Origin of the sequence: Flavobacterium sp. C3NV, from assembly GCF_046825355.2 — a bacterium.
Taxonomy (GTDB): Bacteria; Bacteroidota; Bacteroidia; order Flavobacteriales; family Flavobacteriaceae; genus Flavobacterium.
Genome location: NZ_JBKQBJ020000015.1, coordinates 38881 through 56755 on the forward strand (window position 1 = coordinate 38881; position 17875 = coordinate 56755).

Genomic DNA, 17875 nt, shown 5'->3' on the forward strand with positions numbered 1-17875 from the left:
ATGAAAATTTCAAAATCAGTTTACAATAATTATTTGGTTGCCTATATAAAAGTATACCAAAATGCGGTCTTATATCTTCTAGCAACATTATTTAGTGGTGTCTATATAAGCTGTGACAGTTTTGTTGAAGTCGAACTCCCCAATTCACAGTTAACTTCAACCAGCGTTTATGAAGAAAAAGCAACAGCAAATGCAGCTATGACTCACGTCTATGCTAAAATGAGGGACGATGGGATATTTACTGGACTTAGCAACGGGGTGTCCAACTTATTAGGCAATTATAGTGATGAATTAACCTATTACGGAAGTTTTTCCGAGGGCCCAGGCAATTTTTACAACAATATAGTAATGCCTTCCAATGCAAATATTAAATCGCTTTGGAACAAAAGCTATGAACAAATTTATGGGGCTAATTCTGTTCTTGAAGGCTGTTCTGCCTCTACAGCTCTATCTGTTGAAACCCGTAACCAATTAAAGGGAGAAGCACTTTTTGTACGGGCATTACTTCATTTTTATCTGGCAAATCTATTCGGCAACATACCCTATGTGAAATCAACAAATTACCAAGTAAATGCAAAAATAGCAAAGGAAACACCGGACGCGATTTATAAATATTGCATTGAAGATTTAAATAAAGCAGTGGAATTACTGCCTTCCTCCTATTTGACCTCAGACCGTATAAGACCAAATAAATTTGCTGCAAAATCAATACTATCCAGAGTTTACCTTTATAATTCCCAATGGAATGAAGCAGCAAATGAAGCCTCTGCTGTAATTAATAACACATCATTGTTCCAACTTGAAAATGAGCTTTCAAAGGTATTTTTAAAAGCAAGTCCAGAAACAATTTGGCAATTTGCTCCCAATACAGGGTCGGGAAACACTCTTGAAGCACAAAATTTTATTTTCACCTCTGGTCCACCTACAGGATCAGCCGTATCGAACTCTCTTCTCAGTGCATTCACTGCAGAGGATCAGCGTAAGGTAAAATGGATCAATACAGTACAAACAGGAAATTCAACCTGGTATAGCGTCGCAAAGTATAAAAACAAAGGAACAGGAACATCAACTGAATATTCAATTATAATTCGCTTAAGCGAAATATTTTTAATACGAGCTGAAGCACGTGTACAGGCAGGTGACATCATAGGAAGTAAAGAAGATTTAAACCTTATTCGAAAAAGGGCAGGATTACAAAACACAGTTTCAACGTCGCAAAACGAAATTCTTCAGGAAATTTTACAGGAAAGAAAACTTGAATTTTTTTCAGAACTGGGCCAAAGATTCTTTGATCTGAAACGCTGTAATAAACTAGATGAAGTGCTTGCTTCCCTTAAACCGGAATGGAATTCGTACAAGACAGTCTTACCGCTACCAGAATCTGAATTACTCCTTAACGAAAACCTCAATCCACAAAATAACGGTTACTAATGATATTCTTAATTAACATAAGCAGATTATTTCGAATTAGTATTCTTTTGCTTTTTACTGTTTGCCCCATTATGGGGCAGACTATAAAGCACGAATCTCTGTCACCTGAGCAATATAATAAGTGGTCTACATTATCAATAGACAATGTATCTGAAAATGCACAATGGGTCAGCTATTTGGTTTCTTATGAATCGGCTATAGATACCTTATTTATTAAAAATACTAAAAATCTCAAATGTATAGCATTTCCTAAAGTCAAAACAGGAATTTTCATCAGGGAAACCTCTTTTATTTCTAAACTTCCTGAACAACGTTTCGAACTTTTTAACCTGACAACTAATAACAAAATTTACTTTGAAAATATTTCAGATCTTCAGATTGCAAATGATAACATAATCCTGAAAGAAAATTTGAATGGCAAAGGCACTGCAATTTTGATTTGTGATTACCAAGGAAGCGTATTGACTCGCATCGAAGATATAAACTCCTATAGTCTCAATCCTGAACGCAATAAGTTAGCATATCTTTCTACTGTGAACAAAAATCAAATTATTATACTTGATCTTCCAAAAAACAAAAACACACGTGTATCTTATCAAAAAGGAGTGAAGTATGAGAAAATTAAATGGAGCAATAAAGGAGAATCATTGCTGTTCATTGGTCATCCTTCTGAAAGCCAAAATTTAAATTTTACTTCTCTGCTATTTTATCATACTGTTTCTAAAAAAACCTTTTTTTATGATATTAGATCAGACAAAAATTGCCCTCCAGACATGTTAATTGAAGGACAATTTCACAATTCATGTTCGATTACAGATGATCAGAAAAGAGTTGTTTTCAAAAGAGTAAAAAGACAAGATCAAACTATTTCTAATCTTCAAGAGGTCCAAATTTGGAATGCCAGTGATAAAAATTTATTTCCGCTCAGGCAAAGATATCCAGTTAATCGAAATGATCGACAAGTAATCTTATGGACACCTGCACTTGGAACAGTAATTAGAATTGGTGACAAAAAAAATCCAAATGTCATCTTTAATAGCAATCATAATTTTGCACTTTTGTTTGACCCTGAAAAAAATAAACCATCACATCACAATACACCTCTGATAGATTTTTCCATTTTAAATATTAAAACCGGAGAAACCAGTGAGTTCCTTACAAAACAATCGGGAGTTGAATCTGCTAAAACAATCTCATTTTCTCCTGCTGGACGATTTGCTGTTTATTTTAAAAATAATCATTGGTGGCTTTACGATTTTCAACGCAAAAAAAATCTAAATATTACTCAAAAACTGCCATTTGACTTTTCAAATAAAACTTCAAATTATGGAGACTCTTCCCTTCCTTTCGGATATGCTGGATGGACTGCAAATGACAGTACTGTAATATTGTATGATGAATTTGATCTTTGGGAATTTGACACCAAAAAATTAGGGCTTAAAAAACTGACTTTCGGAAGAAATGAAAAAAAGATTTACAGGCTTGCGGATTCTAAAACAGTAGATTACTACTCATTGGATTATAAAGTACAAATTTTACGTCCTGGCCAAAATATTATTCTAAGCGTAAGATCGCTCAACAATGAATACTCCGGATATGCCTTTATTGATAAACAACGGAAGCTTAAGGTTATAGATTATGAAGCTAAATATATTTCAGGAATAAAGAAAAGTAGCCTTGGTAATCAATTTGTTTATCTTCAGGAGAATTTTAACTCCCCGAGAGATCTTGTTTTAAAAAAAGAAAATTCAGAGAAAGAGATATTGTTCCAAAGCAATTCACACCATAAAAAGTTCGCATGGGGCCATTCTGAATTAATTGATTATAAAACCTCTAAAGCAACAGCACTTAATGGCGTACTCTTTTTTCCAGCTAATTACAATGCAAATTACTTATATCCAATGATTGTAAGCATATATGAAAAGCAGACATCTAATTTGCACAAATACATAAATCCCAGTCTTTTAAATGGATCCCTCCTTAATATTTCAAACTTTACCACTAATGGTTATTTTGTTCTTCTTCCTGATATTGAACATGAGCTGGGAAATCCCGGATTTTCGGCATTAGATTGTGTAGTTTCATCAGTAAAAAAAGTATTAGCACATTTTCCAGTAAATGCAAAAAAAATTGGTCTTGCAGGTCATTCATTCGGCGGATACGAAACCGACTTTATAATTACGCAAACAGACCTATTTGCTGCCGCTGCAGCCGGAGCTGCTCCTACTGATTTTAATAGTAGCTATTTGACGTATAACAAACTGGATTACAAACCTGAATTCTGGCGCTTTGAAGATTTTCAAATGAGGATGGGAACAACAATTTTTGATGATTATGACCGTTATCAAAACAACAGTCCGGTTCGTCATGCTGCAAAGATTACAACACCTCTTTTGGCCTACACCGGAGATAGTGACAGTGCGGTAGAACACACTCAAAGTAAAGAATTTTATCTTGCTTTAAGAAGGCTCAACAAAGAACATATTTTATTAATATATCCCGACGAAGAACATATTATAGTTAAGGATAAAAATCAAATTGACCTTACTAAAAAAATGCAAGACTGGTTTAATTATTATTTAAAAGAGTTCCCAAAACCAAATTGGATGAATGCACAATAAAAAACAAAGCTGTTTTCTAAGAAAACAGCTTTGTAAAAATAAAAGATAACGTTCTTAAAGGACCTTACGCAATGGCAGCATACAATTGTCCGGACTTTCCTCATTTATTTTTCCATATAATTGATCACCATTGTATGTGCATATTACACCAGTCTGATCGGTTGTACATCTTTCATTCTCAAGTTGACATGGATTCTCCTCATTAACAAAATGATAGCCAGGCTTATCAACTAATGCTTCTGTTGTGCCCATCGAGGTAGTTACAAAGGCTCCTGCCCCTCCTAGGATCATGACAGCCACCGGAGCCACAAATCCTTTTGAAAAAATTGTTTTCATAATAAAAAAGTTTATATAGTTATGATCTACTCTATTTCAGGTTTTCGATCTGCTCCCTGACATCGGCCGATATATTTTATCTTTATTTCTTCGATTTCTTAACTGTACGGTTTTGAGTAAGATGGCTTCGCAGTTTATAGCAAATCAAATTTTCATCAACTAAAACATAAAGAAATTGTCCGTTAACAATCATACTTCTTATTTTTTTACCATCTACATTATAAACAGGAAAGCTGGACCTGTATGATTTATTCGTAACATCATATACATCAATGATGCTTGAAATACGCCATAGTTTATCACTTTCATATTGTCCTGGAAGTGTAGAGTTAATGAATAGTAAATTTCCATATGAAGCACTGATTCTATTAACAATTAGTGGAGGTTTAGCTAAAGTTATCATCCCCGTATTTTTATTTTTAACCAACTTAACTTGTGCTTTAGTAACGGTATCTATTGTCTTTCCGTAAGATAGAAACTGAAGTTTTGGATTTATAAGCAGATATTGGTTTCGATAGTAATAGACATATATAATTTTTTTAAGCTGCTCATTATACAGTAAAGAACCGTCTGTATCAATAATCCCGTCAAATTGCTTCTCAAGTAAAGCATTATTAAAAATTCCTTCTAAACTATCCTTTGTGTTTATAATTGCAAGACCTATTTGCCCATTTTTTTTCCCCGGATAACGCATAACGAAATTGGCGGAATCAATAATTTCTGCATTTAGAAATTTAGTAGCGTTACGTATTTTTAAATTAACAGACCAATTGGATGTCTTGCCTTGGAAGACATATGGAATTTCACCTTCAAAGACATAAAAATTATCATTTAACACTTTGATTTTAGGAGCTTTGAATGAAAGGTTTTTCTCTTTTAAGTTTATTTGAAATTTCTTTAATACCCTTTTTGAAGTATCGAGTGCATATATTTTAAGAGGTGTGGTAATATTACCTAAATATAATGTTCCTTTATCCGTTCCTGCAAAATAATAGGAATTGTACTTTAAATCAATTTTATATATTTCCTGAGCAGTATGTTGAGGAAACCTTCGGACAAATTTGTTTTTATAATGAATTGTTTTTTCTGAAAAACGAAATAGTATAGTCATCAAAGTAATTCCAGCAAAAATGCATGTTGTCAATAAAAATATTTTAAAATTAATTGTGCGCTGGTCACAGCTTTTCCTTGACGATGCAACTGGTAATAAAAACATACAAATTCCGGCTCCAACTGTAATTATAATATTAAAAACAAGATGTTGTTTCCATGTCATATTTTCCAAAATGCCACCACAAGAACATGGAATAAATGAACTGTATTTCAATATGATATAAATATAAATTGTAAACAAAAACATTAACAAAAATGAGCTTATAATTGCCCAAAATCTAAATCTTGGAATAGCCAGAGACACCGCAATAGCTAATTCTAAAAATGGAACGAGGATTGCCATAATTTCCGCAAATGGACCTAAAACTGGTGATTGGCCTAATTGAATTCTGAAGTTTTCAAAATCCATTAATTTACTTACGGCAGCGTAAACAAAAAGTAATATATATGAAAGACAAATTATTTCTACTATCGTATTTTTTATATGGCTTCTTAATATCATAATTGAAATTATTAATTACTATAATAAACTATCTCATGTTTGCTAAACAGAACAAATTTATATCGTTTATTTTCAACAATATACATCAAAAACAAGCCAAAAATCATCAAAATCAAGCTAATTTTCTTTTTAGCATTCAGTCAAAAAAAATGCTATACGGATCTGCATCCATATAGCATTTTCAATTGTATAATTCTCTTTTATTAGGAGCTGCTATCCTGGCTGAAGGACAAAAGTTTCTGATTAAGCTCTATTAGTCCGGCCTTCTGGAGACATTCTTGTGAAAGGTTTTTCAGGTCCGAAAGCCCTTCTTCTGATATACTCCCCATAAGGCTTCCCTCATCTTTTTCCATAAGCACTCCTATCTCGATAAAATGAGATAGCAACAGTACATTCTTGCGCGAAATCTTTAAATCTATTCTCACCATCTCACTCATGCCCGGGATACTTAAAACTGTATCAAACACTTTGGCAGCATAATTCTTTTCACTCATAATTTCACCATTTTTAAGTTAATAAATCAAAAAACAAAGGTAGTAATGACTTTTAAAAGCATCATAAGCATAATTTGCCCATGATAGGATGTATTGGTATTACTTACCTAAATTCGTCTAACTACTTCAAGGAATTCTGAGATCTTTTTTCAGATTCAGTAAGATTGCAACGTTTCTGCAATCGGCCAGATGTCCGGTTGTATCACAACCGATATCTGGCTGCCCTTTTACTCGGAACTCGTGGGCAGTGAAAATTGAAGGATTTTTGTAGATTTTAAATGAAAAAGATGATGATAGAGAAAGAAAACAAAAACCGGACAAAATGGTTGCATCTTAGGCTTGCACCAGATGAATACCTTTTATTGCACAAAAGATTTGAGAAATCGACATGCCTAAAACTAAGTGATTTTGCACGAAAAAATCTTTTGCAAAAACCTGTTATAATGAAATATCGAAATGAATCGCTGGACGAAATAATCCAGGAATTAATCCGCTTGCGTACGGATTTAAATGGTATTGGAAATAACTACAATCAGGCAGTAAAAAAGCTACATACACTCCATCAGGTTTCTGATTTCAGGCAGTGGATTTTGGAATATGAACTCGATAAAAAAATCCTATTGAACAACATCGGAAACATTCAGAAACACATTCAAAATCTTTCTGTAAAATGGTTGCAATCATAAAAACAGGACACTCCATCCGTCGCACTTTTGCTTACAATGAAAACAAAGTTTCAAATGGCGTTGCCGTGTGTATCGGGGAAGGAAATTACCCGATGGATGTCGATCAGATGAGTAGCTCTTTCAAGCTAAATTTTCTTTTAAAACAATTGGAACTTAATGAGAATGTGACCCGAAACAGCGTGCACATTTCCCTGAATTTTGATCCCTCTGAAAAGGACTTGTCTCAGATAAAACTAATGGAAATTGCAAATTGTTACATGACTAAAATTGGTTTTGGTTCGCAGCCTTATCTAGTATATCAGCACCATGATGCAGGACATCCGCACATACACATCGTCTCCATTAAAGTTCGGCCTGATGGAAAGCGTATTGACATGCAGAATATCGGAAAAAATGAATCCGAAACTGCCCGTAAGGAAATCGAAAAGATATTCGATTTAATTGTAGCAGAAAGCAGGAAAGAAAAAGTGAATTTTGAACTCTCCCCTATTAGTGTCGGTAAAATAAACTATGGAAAAATACAATCCAAAAAAGCAATTAATGAAGTATTAAGCCATGTTCTTCGTACTTATAAATATTCCAGTTTGGCTGAGCTCAATGCAGTGCTTAGTGTATATAATGTTCTGGCCGACCGTGGAAGTGAAAATTCGAGGGTCTTTAAAGCGAACGGACTCGTCTATCGAATAGTAGATCATAATGGTAAACCTACCGGGGTTCCTATTAAAGCAAGTGACTTTTATAAAAAGCCGACTTTAAAGTTCCTGGAAGAAAAATTCATTGAAAATAAATCTAAAAAAGCAACTCATACCAGACGAATAAAAAACCTCATCGACCTTGCCTTTGTAAAAGATAAACCAAGATTTTCCGAGTTAAGAAATATATTGAAAAAAGAAGGAATTAATTCTGTTTTGAGAACCAGCGATAAAGGTCTTCTCTATGGTATTACTTATGTGGACCATATAACAAAATGTGTCTTTAATGGCAGTGCTTTAGGTAAAGATTATTCTGCAAAAGCAATACTTGAGAGATGCGAAAAACCTTTTGAGCAAAAGAGGGAAATGAATACTCAAATCATAAATAGCAATGTAATACCAACTGAAGAACATACATCAGGTTTTATTTCCAACAATGAACTTCAGAAAATTATCGACAGCGTATTACAGCCCGAGTATACCGGGGACTATATTCCAAACCAATTAAAAGGCAAACGAAAAAAAAGAAGAAAAAAAGGACAATCTAATAATCAATAAAAAAGCCATGACGATGCAGACGGGAGAAAATGAACAGGCGCTTAGAAAAATTTTGGATATGACAAGGCTCATCAGCATTACGCTTTTGGGTATTCATTTCTATTTTTACGGATATACTATTTTTAAACAGTGGCACTTGGTAACTCAGTTTACCGACAGGATTTTACAGAACATTTATAACACGGGACTCTTTGACAATTTCCATAGATCCAAACTCTTTGCCCTTTGTTTTTTGCTCATTTCCTTACTTGGCGCAAAAGGAAAAAAAAATGAAAATTTACAGTTTAAAACAGCTTTCCATTTTTTGTTGTCAGGGCTTCTATCTTACTTCTGTTCTTATTTTTTACTATTGATGGTGTTAGAGGATCAAATCAGGATAATTTCTTATTTGGCTGTTACTTCCCTGGGATATCTCTTGATACTTTCCGGCGGTACTTTATTCTCACGGATCATCCAAAGAAAATTAAGCAGCAAGGACATCTTCAACAAGGAAAATGAAACCTTTCCACAGGAAGAAAGATTGCTGGAGAATGAATATTCCATTAATCTGCCGGCAGAGTACCCGTTAAAAGATAAAATCAGAAAAAGTTGGATCAATATCATTAATCCTTTTCGGGGAATCTTGGTTGCAGGAACCCCGGGCTCTGGAAAATCCTATTTTGTAATCCGTCATATTATAACGCAACACATACGTAAAGGTTTCTCAATGTTTGTATATGATTTTAAGTTTGACGACCTCAGCATAATAGCCTATAACACCTGGCTTCACAATAAGCATTTATACAAGGTTGAACCGAAATTCTATGTCATTAATTTTGATGACCTGAGCCGTACTCACAGATGCAATCCCCTCGATCCAAAATCAATGGACGACATAACGGATGCAGCTGAATCGGCACGCACCATTCTGCTGGGATTAAACAGGGAATGGATAAAAAAGCAGGGAGACTTTTTCGTCGAATCGCCAATCAATTTCCTTTCTGCTATTATATGGTATCTGCGTAAATACAATAACGGTGAATTCTGCACCCTGCCTCACGTAATTGAACTGATGCAGGTTGAATATAACAGTCTTTTTACGCTGCTTAGAACTGAAAAAGAAATAGAGATTTTGATAGATCCATTTGTCAGTGCCTATCTTCAAAACGTCATGGAGCAGCTTGAGGGGCAGATTGCCTCGGCTAAGATATCCGTGGCAAGGCTTTCCAGTCCGCAGCTTTACTATGTGCTCTCTGGAAATGACTTTACTCTTGACATTAATAATCCTGAAGACCCTAAGATAGTCTGCATGGGAAACAACCCGCTTAAAATCCAGACCTATGGCGCCGTTCTATCGCTTTATGTCAGCAGGCTCATCAAACAGGTGAACCAGAAAGACAGGCTTAAAAGCAGTCTCATATTTGATGAATTCCCAACCATATATCTCAATAATATGGATAGCCTGATAGCTACAGCCAGAAGCAATAAGGTAAGCACCTGTCTAGGCATTCAGGACTTCAGCCAGCTGCGTAAAGACTACGGCCGTGAGCAGGCGGACGTCATACTCAATATCACTGGAAATATCATCAGTGGACAGGTAAACGGTGATACAGCAAAACAGCTTTCCGAACGTTTTGGAAAAATAATGCAGGACCGCGAAAGTATTTCCATAAACAGCTCAGACACCTCCATCAGCAGATCAAAACAACTGGAAGCTGCCGTGCCTGCTTCTAAAATTTCATGTTTGAGCTCTGGTGAATTTGTCGGCATTACAGCCGATAATCCCGACTGTAAAATAGAACTCAAAACATTTCATTCGGAAATAATCAATAATCATGAGCAGCTTAGAAAAGAAGAAAACTCATATCAGGGAATCAGCCCGGTGCGTATTATAAATAATACAATGATTGAACGCAATTATAGGCAGATAAAAGAAGACATATCCGAAATCGTAAATTCAGAAATGGAGCGTCTTCTACATGACCCTGCATTGTCTCATTTAGTGATCAAAAAAAAGAAATAATCACTCGAAACTTTAATTGTTTTCCTGAAGCATATTAAAGAAAAAAAAATTAGCGGCTGGATTCTTTTATAATCTGCAGTGTTTTTTCATCCTGCTCTCCATTGTAATATTTTTCAAGCACCAGCCTGAAACATTCAGGCGCATCAGCAAGCAGGCTGAAAAGGGTCATGCAGGACTGCAGTTTTCTTTCATCTGGCCTTCCCAGAATTTCCAGTGCCGTTTTATTTTCAACTTTTAATATGGCTTTTGTAATTGTAGTCAGTCGTTTTCCAAGTACAGGATGATTAAAATACTGTGCAGCTTCCTGTATATTTTCAATGCCGTAAAAAATATTATAATCAGTAAAGCCGAGTCCTTTTAACTGCGGAAAAATAAACCACATCCAGTGCGTCTGCTTTTTACCCTCTCTGATCTCGCGCAGTGCGGTGTCGTATGTTTCCTGCTGTGCTTCTAAAAAACGATCAAGATCAAATTCTTTTTCCATTGCAGAAGATTTTTATTGTTCCGTAAAGATAAACACCTGTAATTCCAAAATCAATTTTATAAAAAACAGCTTTTTCCAATTACCAAATTTTATTGAATACTCATCTATTTTTTTGTAAGATCTACCTACTGTTTTATACTTGAATAAAATTACTTCAGGATGGCTCATTTTAATCCATATCACTTAGCGATCTATGATACGAACATATTTCACCTTCGTAAGCTTCGTCCACATCAAGGCCAGTACCGCAGACAGCGCAGGTTTTGCTCTCCTGTTCATAACCGCAGACAATACAGCATTCTTCAGAAAAAACAAAAGTATCTTTTCCACAATCCGGGCATTCCGTATACGGATCATTTCCGCCGTCTGTGACCGCTAAATATGATTCGCCTGCGAGTTCATCAGCTACACACTCTTCAATTACATCTGCCAGATCAAATTCAAAATTACATTTTCTGCATGATAATAACAGATCTTCATTTGGTTCATATTTGTTCACATCCGTTACTTGGATAAGTTCTGATTGACATTTGGGACACCTCATGTTCTTCACCGCTTCAGTTAGTATATCATATCTCCAGTCCACTTTCGCAAAAGATTCTTCACTTTCTTTCTTTTCCTTTTCATATACCTCGTCAGTCTCTAGGAAGATATCCCACGCCTGCTGTCCAAAAAGCGCCACTGGTTCCTCATTTAGATACTTGACACAAAAATCTCTGATAATTCCAAAAGATTTCGAAACAATTTCATTTATAACTGATGGAGCCATTTCTGTATAATAATGTTCTATGGCATTGCGCAGTTTATTTATGTCTTCTACTGCTTTCCAGTCAACTGCAATTCCAAATCCTTTAAATCTTTCTCTGATTTGGTAGACATCAACTGTTTTATCTCCTTTCCCTTTAAATGACAGCTCATCATTCACATCTAAAAAAGGTTCTATTCTCTGTTTTATCAAAACTTCATCACTGTCCTCTGGAGAAAGACGTCGCAATTTTTCTTTAAACAACAATAGCATTCCTGCAAAAATATTACGAACTGCTGATTGCGCTCTTCTCGGATCTTCACTTTTAAAATCTTCAAGACCAATTTGAATTGCCTCGACCCCATTTTTTAAAATCTTCATCTTTATTCATAACTGATTAGGTTCATACTCTAAAGTAAATTTATTAAAAATAATCCATCATCCGATAAAACATTATTTACTTCTTCTTGAGAAACTGACTGAAAATTATCAATTCTGATTTTCATTGTAAAAACGGATTAAAAGAGCCGCGAAAATAGCACCCGCAGTATCCTGCATGCGCATAACGGCCTTGCCGCCCTTCGGGACTTATAGCACTCCGGATCCTTTATCGGGCGCTTGATTTTGTGCTTTCTTTTTTCCCGTTTTTCTTTTAAAAAATTTCATGCGGGCTTGAAAAAAAACAGAAAAAATACTCACTTAAAATGTTGCATCATGGAAATCTCAGGACGAATTACAAAAGATGCCGTAACGGCAAAAATTTCAAAAGACAGGGAGGTGGTAAATTTCTCCATTGCCATAAACGACAGCTACAGACCAAAAGGATCTGACGAGCTTAAAAAGATAGTAACCTACATCGACTGCTCTTATTGGATGGGTTACAAAATGGCGCAGTGGCTTAAAAAAGGCACTGTGGTCGAACTCTTCGGGCGTATAGGTCTGAATGTCTACAATAATGCCGAGGGCAAAGCGCTCGGTTCGCTGACCTTTCACACCAGTAATATTAAAATACTTGTTTTCCCGAAAACAGAAAGCGATTCCAATGCTCCCGCAGTTCCAAAGAAAAACACGCCAAAAGACGAACCCGACAACCTGCCATTCTGATTGGATAAAAGCCGTTTCACATCAAAATTTATACGCCATGAAAGCCTCTGAAAAATCAGTTTACATAGAATATCCCGTATCCGCCCAGTTCAAAAAAATAGTCCTCTCCAATATGGAATCTTATGACGGAACAAAAAAAGAGCAGTTAAAATCTTTCTTGGAAGACCTGCAGAAAAATGGATGCATCTGCGGGATGATTTCAGAGTTTGTCTACAACTCGGACTGCAGGAAATTCTATATCCAGCATTTGGATGATTTGGAAAATATCCGATATGAAATTGAAGATTCCCTTGGGGAATCTGTCAAAAACCGCCACCGACTGCCCCATTACACCTTTGTATGCTGGCTCTGCTTTGAAGAATACTGTTTTGACATCTACAGAAACAGTTTTGAATAACGCTTTTCAATCTTAAAATCTTCCTTTATGAAAGCATCAGAAAAATTTAAAACCGCCATAGAAAGCTACCTGAGCAAAAAAGCGCAGAATGATGCCCTGTTTTCAGCGGACTATAAAAAAGAGAGCAAAAACCTTGAAAGCTGTTTCCATTACATTTTCGGCGAGGTCAAAAAAACAGGGGAATGCGCCTTTGACAATCAGGAAATCTTTGACATGGCTGTGAAGTACTACACAGACGACACGATTGAAACGCCTGCCCCTGTACAATGCATAGTTTCATTAAGCCCGCCTGTCAAACCTGATTTGTTCTCGACTGCTCCCGCAGTATCTCAAAGCACAGTTCAAAAAATAGAAAAAGTGCAACCCGTGAAGCATGTACAGAAAACCCTAACACTCTTTGACTTATGATACCCAAAACAGTTATAGAAAAAGAAATCAGAGCCTTAAGTACCTCCCTAGCCCCAATAACATCTCAGATGCACCATTGGGCGGAAAAAAATATTTTTCTGAAATGGGCGGTGCTCTCACGAGGAAAATTCCATTGTCTGGAATGCACCCATTCGTGGAAACCCGACAGCCAAAGCCAGTCCTGCAAAAATTATATTAACTGCACCGCCTGTCAGGGGAAACTTAAAATGCATCAGCACAATCAGGTGCATTTTAGGGAAATTGAATACTTCGCCCTCACCGATACCTGCTCTGGGTATCAGGTGGTGCGCATCATCTGCTCGCACAAGAACATGAAAAAGAATTTTCTTCCCGCCTATTCCCATACCGAAGTTATGCAGCATTGGATAAATCCAAAAGGGGAAGTGCGCACCATCTCAAGAAGTACCAATGTTTTTTCCAATGCCTATGATGCATGGCAGTACTATTCCCCTTTGGAAATCCGTCCAAAAGATTTTCAGAACTCGCCAAAATACCGCATCAGTCCCTACAAGGTTTATCCGCACATGAAAGTGATTCCGCTTTTGAAAAGAAACGGTTTTAAAACTTACACGTATGGCATTGCACCGCAGATACTCTTTACTGCTCTTTTAAAAGACCCCGTTGCAGAAACCCTTTTAAAAAGTTCGCAGACTTCTCTGCTCAAGCATTACCTCACTTCCCATGAACAGCACCTGCGCGAAAACTGGCAGGCAGTAAAAACCTGCCTCAGACAGCGTTATCAGATTCAGGACGTAAAAATTTGGGAAGATTATATTGCCCTGCTCCGATGGTTTAATAAAGACCTCAGCTCCACTGCGCTTGTCTGCCCCGAAAATTTAGACCAGGCGCATGACAGGCTTGTTGCCAAAAAAAGGGACATACAGCGCAGAAAGCATCTTGCGCAGATGCGTGCAGAAATACAGAAAGCAGAGCCGATTTATGAAAATGATAAAAAACAGTTCTTAGGACTTTCTTTTACCGATAATGACCTTACCGTAAAAGTCCTTGACCGTGTGCAGGATTTTCTCTATGAGGGCGACACGCTCCACCACTGCGTATTTACCAATGAGTATTATAAAAAAAAGGATTCCTTAATCCTTTCGGCGCAGATTGAAAACAGACCCGTGGAAACCATTGAAGTATCCCTTTCGAGAATGGAAATTATCCAGTGCAGGGGACATCGCAATAAAGCCACTAAATATCACGGCAGGATTCTTAGGATTATAAATAAAAACCTGCTTGAGATTGCCGGGCGGTTGAAAAAACAGAAAAAGCAGACTGCTCCCGCTTAACCCATTTTACTATTGATACCGCAGATTTTTAACTGCGGTATTTTTTTTGGCGCGCAGACACTTTAAGGTTCACGGAGCAGTCCCGGCTTAGGGGCTATTGTGGAATGTTAAGTCAATTTCATCACAAAGTTCGGGCACGTCCTTCGGTTCTCCGCAAAAAATTCCCCCATAAATGCAGGGCTGCAATCCTGCTTTATTGCGTTGCTTTCTGCGTTCGCTCGTCCCTGCCCGCACAGCGGTGCTGTAATTAATCTTAAAACTACAGCAATTATGAAAAATCAACATCAAAACACAGAATGGCAGAAAGTATCAGAAATCGAACTGATCTATAAAACCAAAGTAAAAAGCACTGAAAGACCGTGTATCACTTCTTCCAGAGATGCTTACCGCATACTGCTTGACAGTTGGGATCCAGGCAAAATAGAATTCTTTGAGCAGTTCAAAGTACTGCTGCTCAGCCAGTCCAACAGGGTTCTGGGAATCTACGAGGTTTCCTCAGGAGGCATCTCGGGAACTGTGGTGGATATGCGCCTGCTTTTCGCGGCAGCCCTGAAAGCCGCCGCCGTCGGGATCATTATCACCCACAACCATCCCTCAGGAAAGACAGTACCTTCCGAGGCCGATAGAAATATGACCCGAAAAATCCGGGAAGCAGGAAAACTGCTGGATATCCCGCTGCTCGACCATCTGATCGTAACACCCGAAACCTATTACTCTTTTGCAGATGAAGGCGCCCTTTAGGAGCGTTTTCATCTTTCATGCTATTGTGCCCGTAAAAGATGTTGGGTACAAGTCCTGCTTTATAGTTCGCATAGTGATCCAGTGAACACTTCTGATTCTCGAGGTACTTTTCAAAAGTTTGAATTCGGTATATATAATCCACTTCAAAAATATTAGAATCTTGGTAATCAATATTAATGCGATACTTCATTTAGAGTCATCTATAAAAATAGCTAAATTTTCCATTGTATTTTAATTTAACTTAATGTCCTCAGAAATTTCCCATACAGCTTCAGAAATCTCCTGCCATTTTATTTAACTTTACTGCTTAAACCTATTTATTATGGTGTACAGCAGTTTTGAAGATGCAGATCTTCCCAAAGTAAACCCTAACGAGAACCTTGAAACAATTTCTGAATATCATTTACTGTCTCTGTTCCCTGTTGAAAAATTTCAAATCAGGGCTGAAAAAGACAGGGATAAGGGAATTGATTTTCATATAGAGCTTAAAAAAGAGATTAGCTGTGGTAAATTGGCATACACCAACTATCATTGCGCTATTCAGCTAAAGGCAACCAATACAATTCAGCAGTCAGAAGATGGTAGCTATGGCTTGCAGCTAACCACTTCAAATATCAATTACCTGCTCAATAATCCAATGCCTGCCTACTATATCTTTTACCATCATCCCACAAAGACTTTTTTCTACGAAAATGTAAAGAACTTCGCTTTGCAGCTCCAGAACAAGAATCCTAAATGGCATAAGCAGCAGACGCACAAAATTTATTTCAATAAAAGACTTGATAAGAAAGCCGTTCAGCACATTTATGATGAAACATATGCACATGGTATTACTCTAAAGCACATCAATCAATTTATTAACCCGCTTGAAAACCGGAATAATTCAGATCGATTGATTATTGATGCAGATTTTGAGGTATACAGCGTTGCACAAAACATCGAATTTATTGATCAGTTTGGCGCCGATCTGGTAAATAAAAATCATTTCAATACAGTAATAGAAGTAGAGAAAAGAAGCTGGCCGAGGGATACCGCAACGCCTCGGTTTTATCTTTTTTGCGGAATTGCATATTATCAGAGGGGAAATCTTTACAAAGCGCTTGAACTTCTTAATGATGCAAAAAAGCTTTCTGACGAATTTGATCGCCAAGGTCAGGCAATAATTGAACACACCATTCTAAGTGCGAGATATTTGCTTGATATGATAACCAAAGATGACTTTGATTTTCAGATGGAAAAGATAAACAGTCTAGTTGATGCCGGCTCATTTTTTCAGATCGAAAAGGCTAATGAAACTCTCTCATTAAATAGGGCACAACCAGCTACAGCTATAATAAAGTACTATAATTCAATGAAGAAAATTATTGAAAATGAAAAAAGCGCCATTGTGCGCATTGTCGCTTATAATAAGATTATGGAAGCCGAGTCTTCAATTCTTTTGCATGATCTGGCGGTGAATTTTTCGTTTTTTATAGGACGTGCAGAAAAGCCTTTTCAAAGCAGGGCATTTATAGAATGGCAGCAGCTTGAACGGAAATTCTTGGATCGTCTAAAAGCAATTGCAGAATATGCCAATAAATGCGGTTATCATATGGGAAGTGCATATCTGACATTGGTATCTATAAAATGGAACTATGAAAAGGCGATTCATATTCATTATCTAGGTTGCTGGAACAAAAGAAATTTCGACTTGCATCAGCCGGTTAATGCCTTAATTGTCCAGATGTTTGAAAAACTATGCAATTCGCTTGATCAGCTGTCCCAGTTATATCAAACAAATGACTACATCGAAAATATGATTTCTAGCATGATTCTAAAATTCCAGATACAGCACTTTTCAGGAAAACATGAAGAAGCCAATGGAACAAAGACTAAAATTTTGCATGCCATTGATGAACACGGATTTAACGGTTTGAATAAAGAATATGAATCGATCTTTAACATGGGCACTGCACATGAAAGTTTTGTTGAAAAATATACCAAGCTTATGAACAGCCTTCAAGACTCTGCATCTGAAAAAGGTTTTGATCCGTACCGCATGCTTGGCGAGAGAGAAATGAATTATAAAACTGTTTGGTCGATAAAAGACTTTATTGAACTTGACTTTTCCATACTACCCGCTGGAAACGACATAGAGAATCAAAGAAGCGGAGATGGGTAAATTTAAAAAGTAACTGCTGCATCTTCAAATGCATTGTTTTACATATCTTTAAAACATTTCATTTCTATTTTTGGCTAATAATGGATG

The 17875-nt window shown here is 36.6% G+C and carries 16 protein-coding genes; 11 read left to right on the forward strand and 5 right to left on the reverse strand.

Annotated features, from left to right (window positions below):
• Entirely contained in the window at window positions 1-1431 is a 1431-nt protein-coding gene (locus tag ACIDC4_RS19235; protein ID WP_412043979.1) for a RagB/SusD family nutrient uptake outer membrane protein, read from the forward strand.
• On the forward strand, window positions 1431-4052 hold the full coding sequence (locus tag ACIDC4_RS19240) for an alpha/beta hydrolase family protein (RefSeq protein WP_412043980.1): 2622 nt from the start codon (window positions 1431-1433) through the stop codon (window positions 4050-4052). Before ACIDC4_RS19235 ends, ACIDC4_RS19240 begins: the two co-directional genes overlap by 1 nt.
• A 54-nt stretch (window positions 4053-4106) precedes the next feature.
• Here ACIDC4_RS19240 and ACIDC4_RS19245 read toward each other — a convergent pair whose 3' ends face one another.
• The 3 genes from ACIDC4_RS19245 to ACIDC4_RS19255 all read right to left on the reverse strand — a co-directional run bounded on the left by ACIDC4_RS19245 (window position 4107) and on the right by ACIDC4_RS19255 (window position 6497).
• On the reverse strand, window positions 4107-4388 hold the full coding sequence (locus tag ACIDC4_RS19245; RefSeq protein ID WP_412043981.1) for a hypothetical protein: 282 nt from the start codon (window positions 4386-4388) through the stop codon (window positions 4107-4109).
• An 82-nt stretch (window positions 4389-4470) separates the two neighbouring features.
• Window positions 4471-6003 (reverse strand): MauE/DoxX family redox-associated membrane protein, encoded by a 1533-nt coding sequence (locus tag ACIDC4_RS19250; RefSeq protein ID WP_412043982.1) that lies wholly within the window; start codon window positions 6001-6003, stop codon window positions 4471-4473.
• A 203-nt stretch (window positions 6004-6206) separates the two neighbouring features.
• Entirely contained in the window at window positions 6207-6497 is a 291-nt protein-coding gene (locus tag ACIDC4_RS19255; RefSeq protein WP_412043983.1) for a hypothetical protein, read from the reverse strand.
• 290 nt (window positions 6498-6787) lie between these two features.
• Here ACIDC4_RS19255 and ACIDC4_RS19260 point away from each other — a divergent pair, with 290 nt between their 5' ends.
• From ACIDC4_RS19260 to mobC, 3 genes are read left to right on the forward strand one after another with little or no spacing between them, the layout of a single operon-like run.
• A complete protein-coding gene (locus ACIDC4_RS19260) occupies window positions 6788-7183 on the forward strand; it encodes a plasmid mobilization protein (RefSeq protein ID WP_412044058.1) in 396 nt (131 codons plus the stop codon).
• Window positions 7168-8433, forward strand: a complete 1266-nt coding sequence (locus tag ACIDC4_RS19265) for a relaxase/mobilization nuclease domain-containing protein (protein ID WP_412043984.1) — start codon at window positions 7168-7170, stop codon at window positions 8431-8433. The genes ACIDC4_RS19260 and ACIDC4_RS19265 overlap by 16 nt, the downstream gene beginning before the upstream one ends.
• A 13-nt stretch (window positions 8434-8446) precedes the next feature.
• Window positions 8447-10435, forward strand: a complete 1989-nt coding sequence (gene mobC, locus ACIDC4_RS19270; RefSeq protein ID WP_412043985.1) for a conjugal transfer protein MobC — start codon at window positions 8447-8449, stop codon at window positions 10433-10435.
• Window positions 10436-10484: 49 nt separating this feature from the next.
• On the opposite strand, the gene ACIDC4_RS19275 is transcribed toward mobC, so the two are convergent.
• The gene (locus ACIDC4_RS19275; protein ID WP_412043986.1) at window positions 10485-10919 is read right to left on the reverse strand and encodes a DUF1810 domain-containing protein; all 435 of its coding nucleotides are present in this window, start codon (window positions 10917-10919) and stop codon (window positions 10485-10487) included.
• Between the two features lie 169 nt (window positions 10920-11088).
• Window positions 11089-12045: a hypothetical protein gene (locus ACIDC4_RS19280; protein WP_412043987.1), complete on the reverse strand. Its 957-nt coding sequence runs from the start codon at window positions 12043-12045 to the stop codon at window positions 11089-11091.
• Window positions 12046-12378: 333 nt separating this feature from the next.
• On the opposite strand from ACIDC4_RS19280, the gene ACIDC4_RS19285 reads away from it, so the two are divergent.
• From ACIDC4_RS19285 to ACIDC4_RS19310, 6 genes are all read left to right on the forward strand, one after another.
• On the forward strand, window positions 12379-12768 hold the full coding sequence (locus ACIDC4_RS19285; protein WP_412043988.1) for a single-stranded DNA-binding protein: 390 nt from the start codon (window positions 12379-12381) through the stop codon (window positions 12766-12768).
• 37 nt (window positions 12769-12805) lie between these two features.
• Window positions 12806-13165 carry a DUF7222 domain-containing protein gene (locus ACIDC4_RS19290; RefSeq protein ID WP_412043989.1) on the forward strand — a complete coding sequence of 120 codons (360 nt, stop codon included), beginning with the start codon at window positions 12806-12808 and terminating at the stop codon, window positions 13163-13165.
• 27 nt (window positions 13166-13192) lie between these two features.
• Entirely contained in the window at window positions 13193-13573 is a 381-nt protein-coding gene (locus ACIDC4_RS19295; RefSeq protein WP_412043990.1) for a Cas9 inhibitor AcrIIA9 family protein, read from the forward strand.
• Window positions 13570-14886, forward strand: coding sequence for a PcfJ domain-containing protein (locus ACIDC4_RS19300; protein ID WP_412043991.1), 1317 nt, complete (start codon window positions 13570-13572; stop codon window positions 14884-14886). Before ACIDC4_RS19295 ends, ACIDC4_RS19300 begins: the two co-directional genes overlap by 4 nt.
• Window positions 14887-15156: 270 nt before the next feature.
• Window positions 15157-15627, forward strand: a complete 471-nt coding sequence (locus ACIDC4_RS19305) for a JAB domain-containing protein (RefSeq protein ID WP_412043992.1) — start codon at window positions 15157-15159, stop codon at window positions 15625-15627.
• 322 nt (window positions 15628-15949) lie between these two features.
• Entirely contained in the window at window positions 15950-17788 is a 1839-nt protein-coding gene (locus ACIDC4_RS19310; RefSeq protein WP_412043993.1) for a DUF4365 domain-containing protein, read from the forward strand.
• The last annotated feature ends 87 nt before the right edge of the window (window positions 17789-17875 follow it).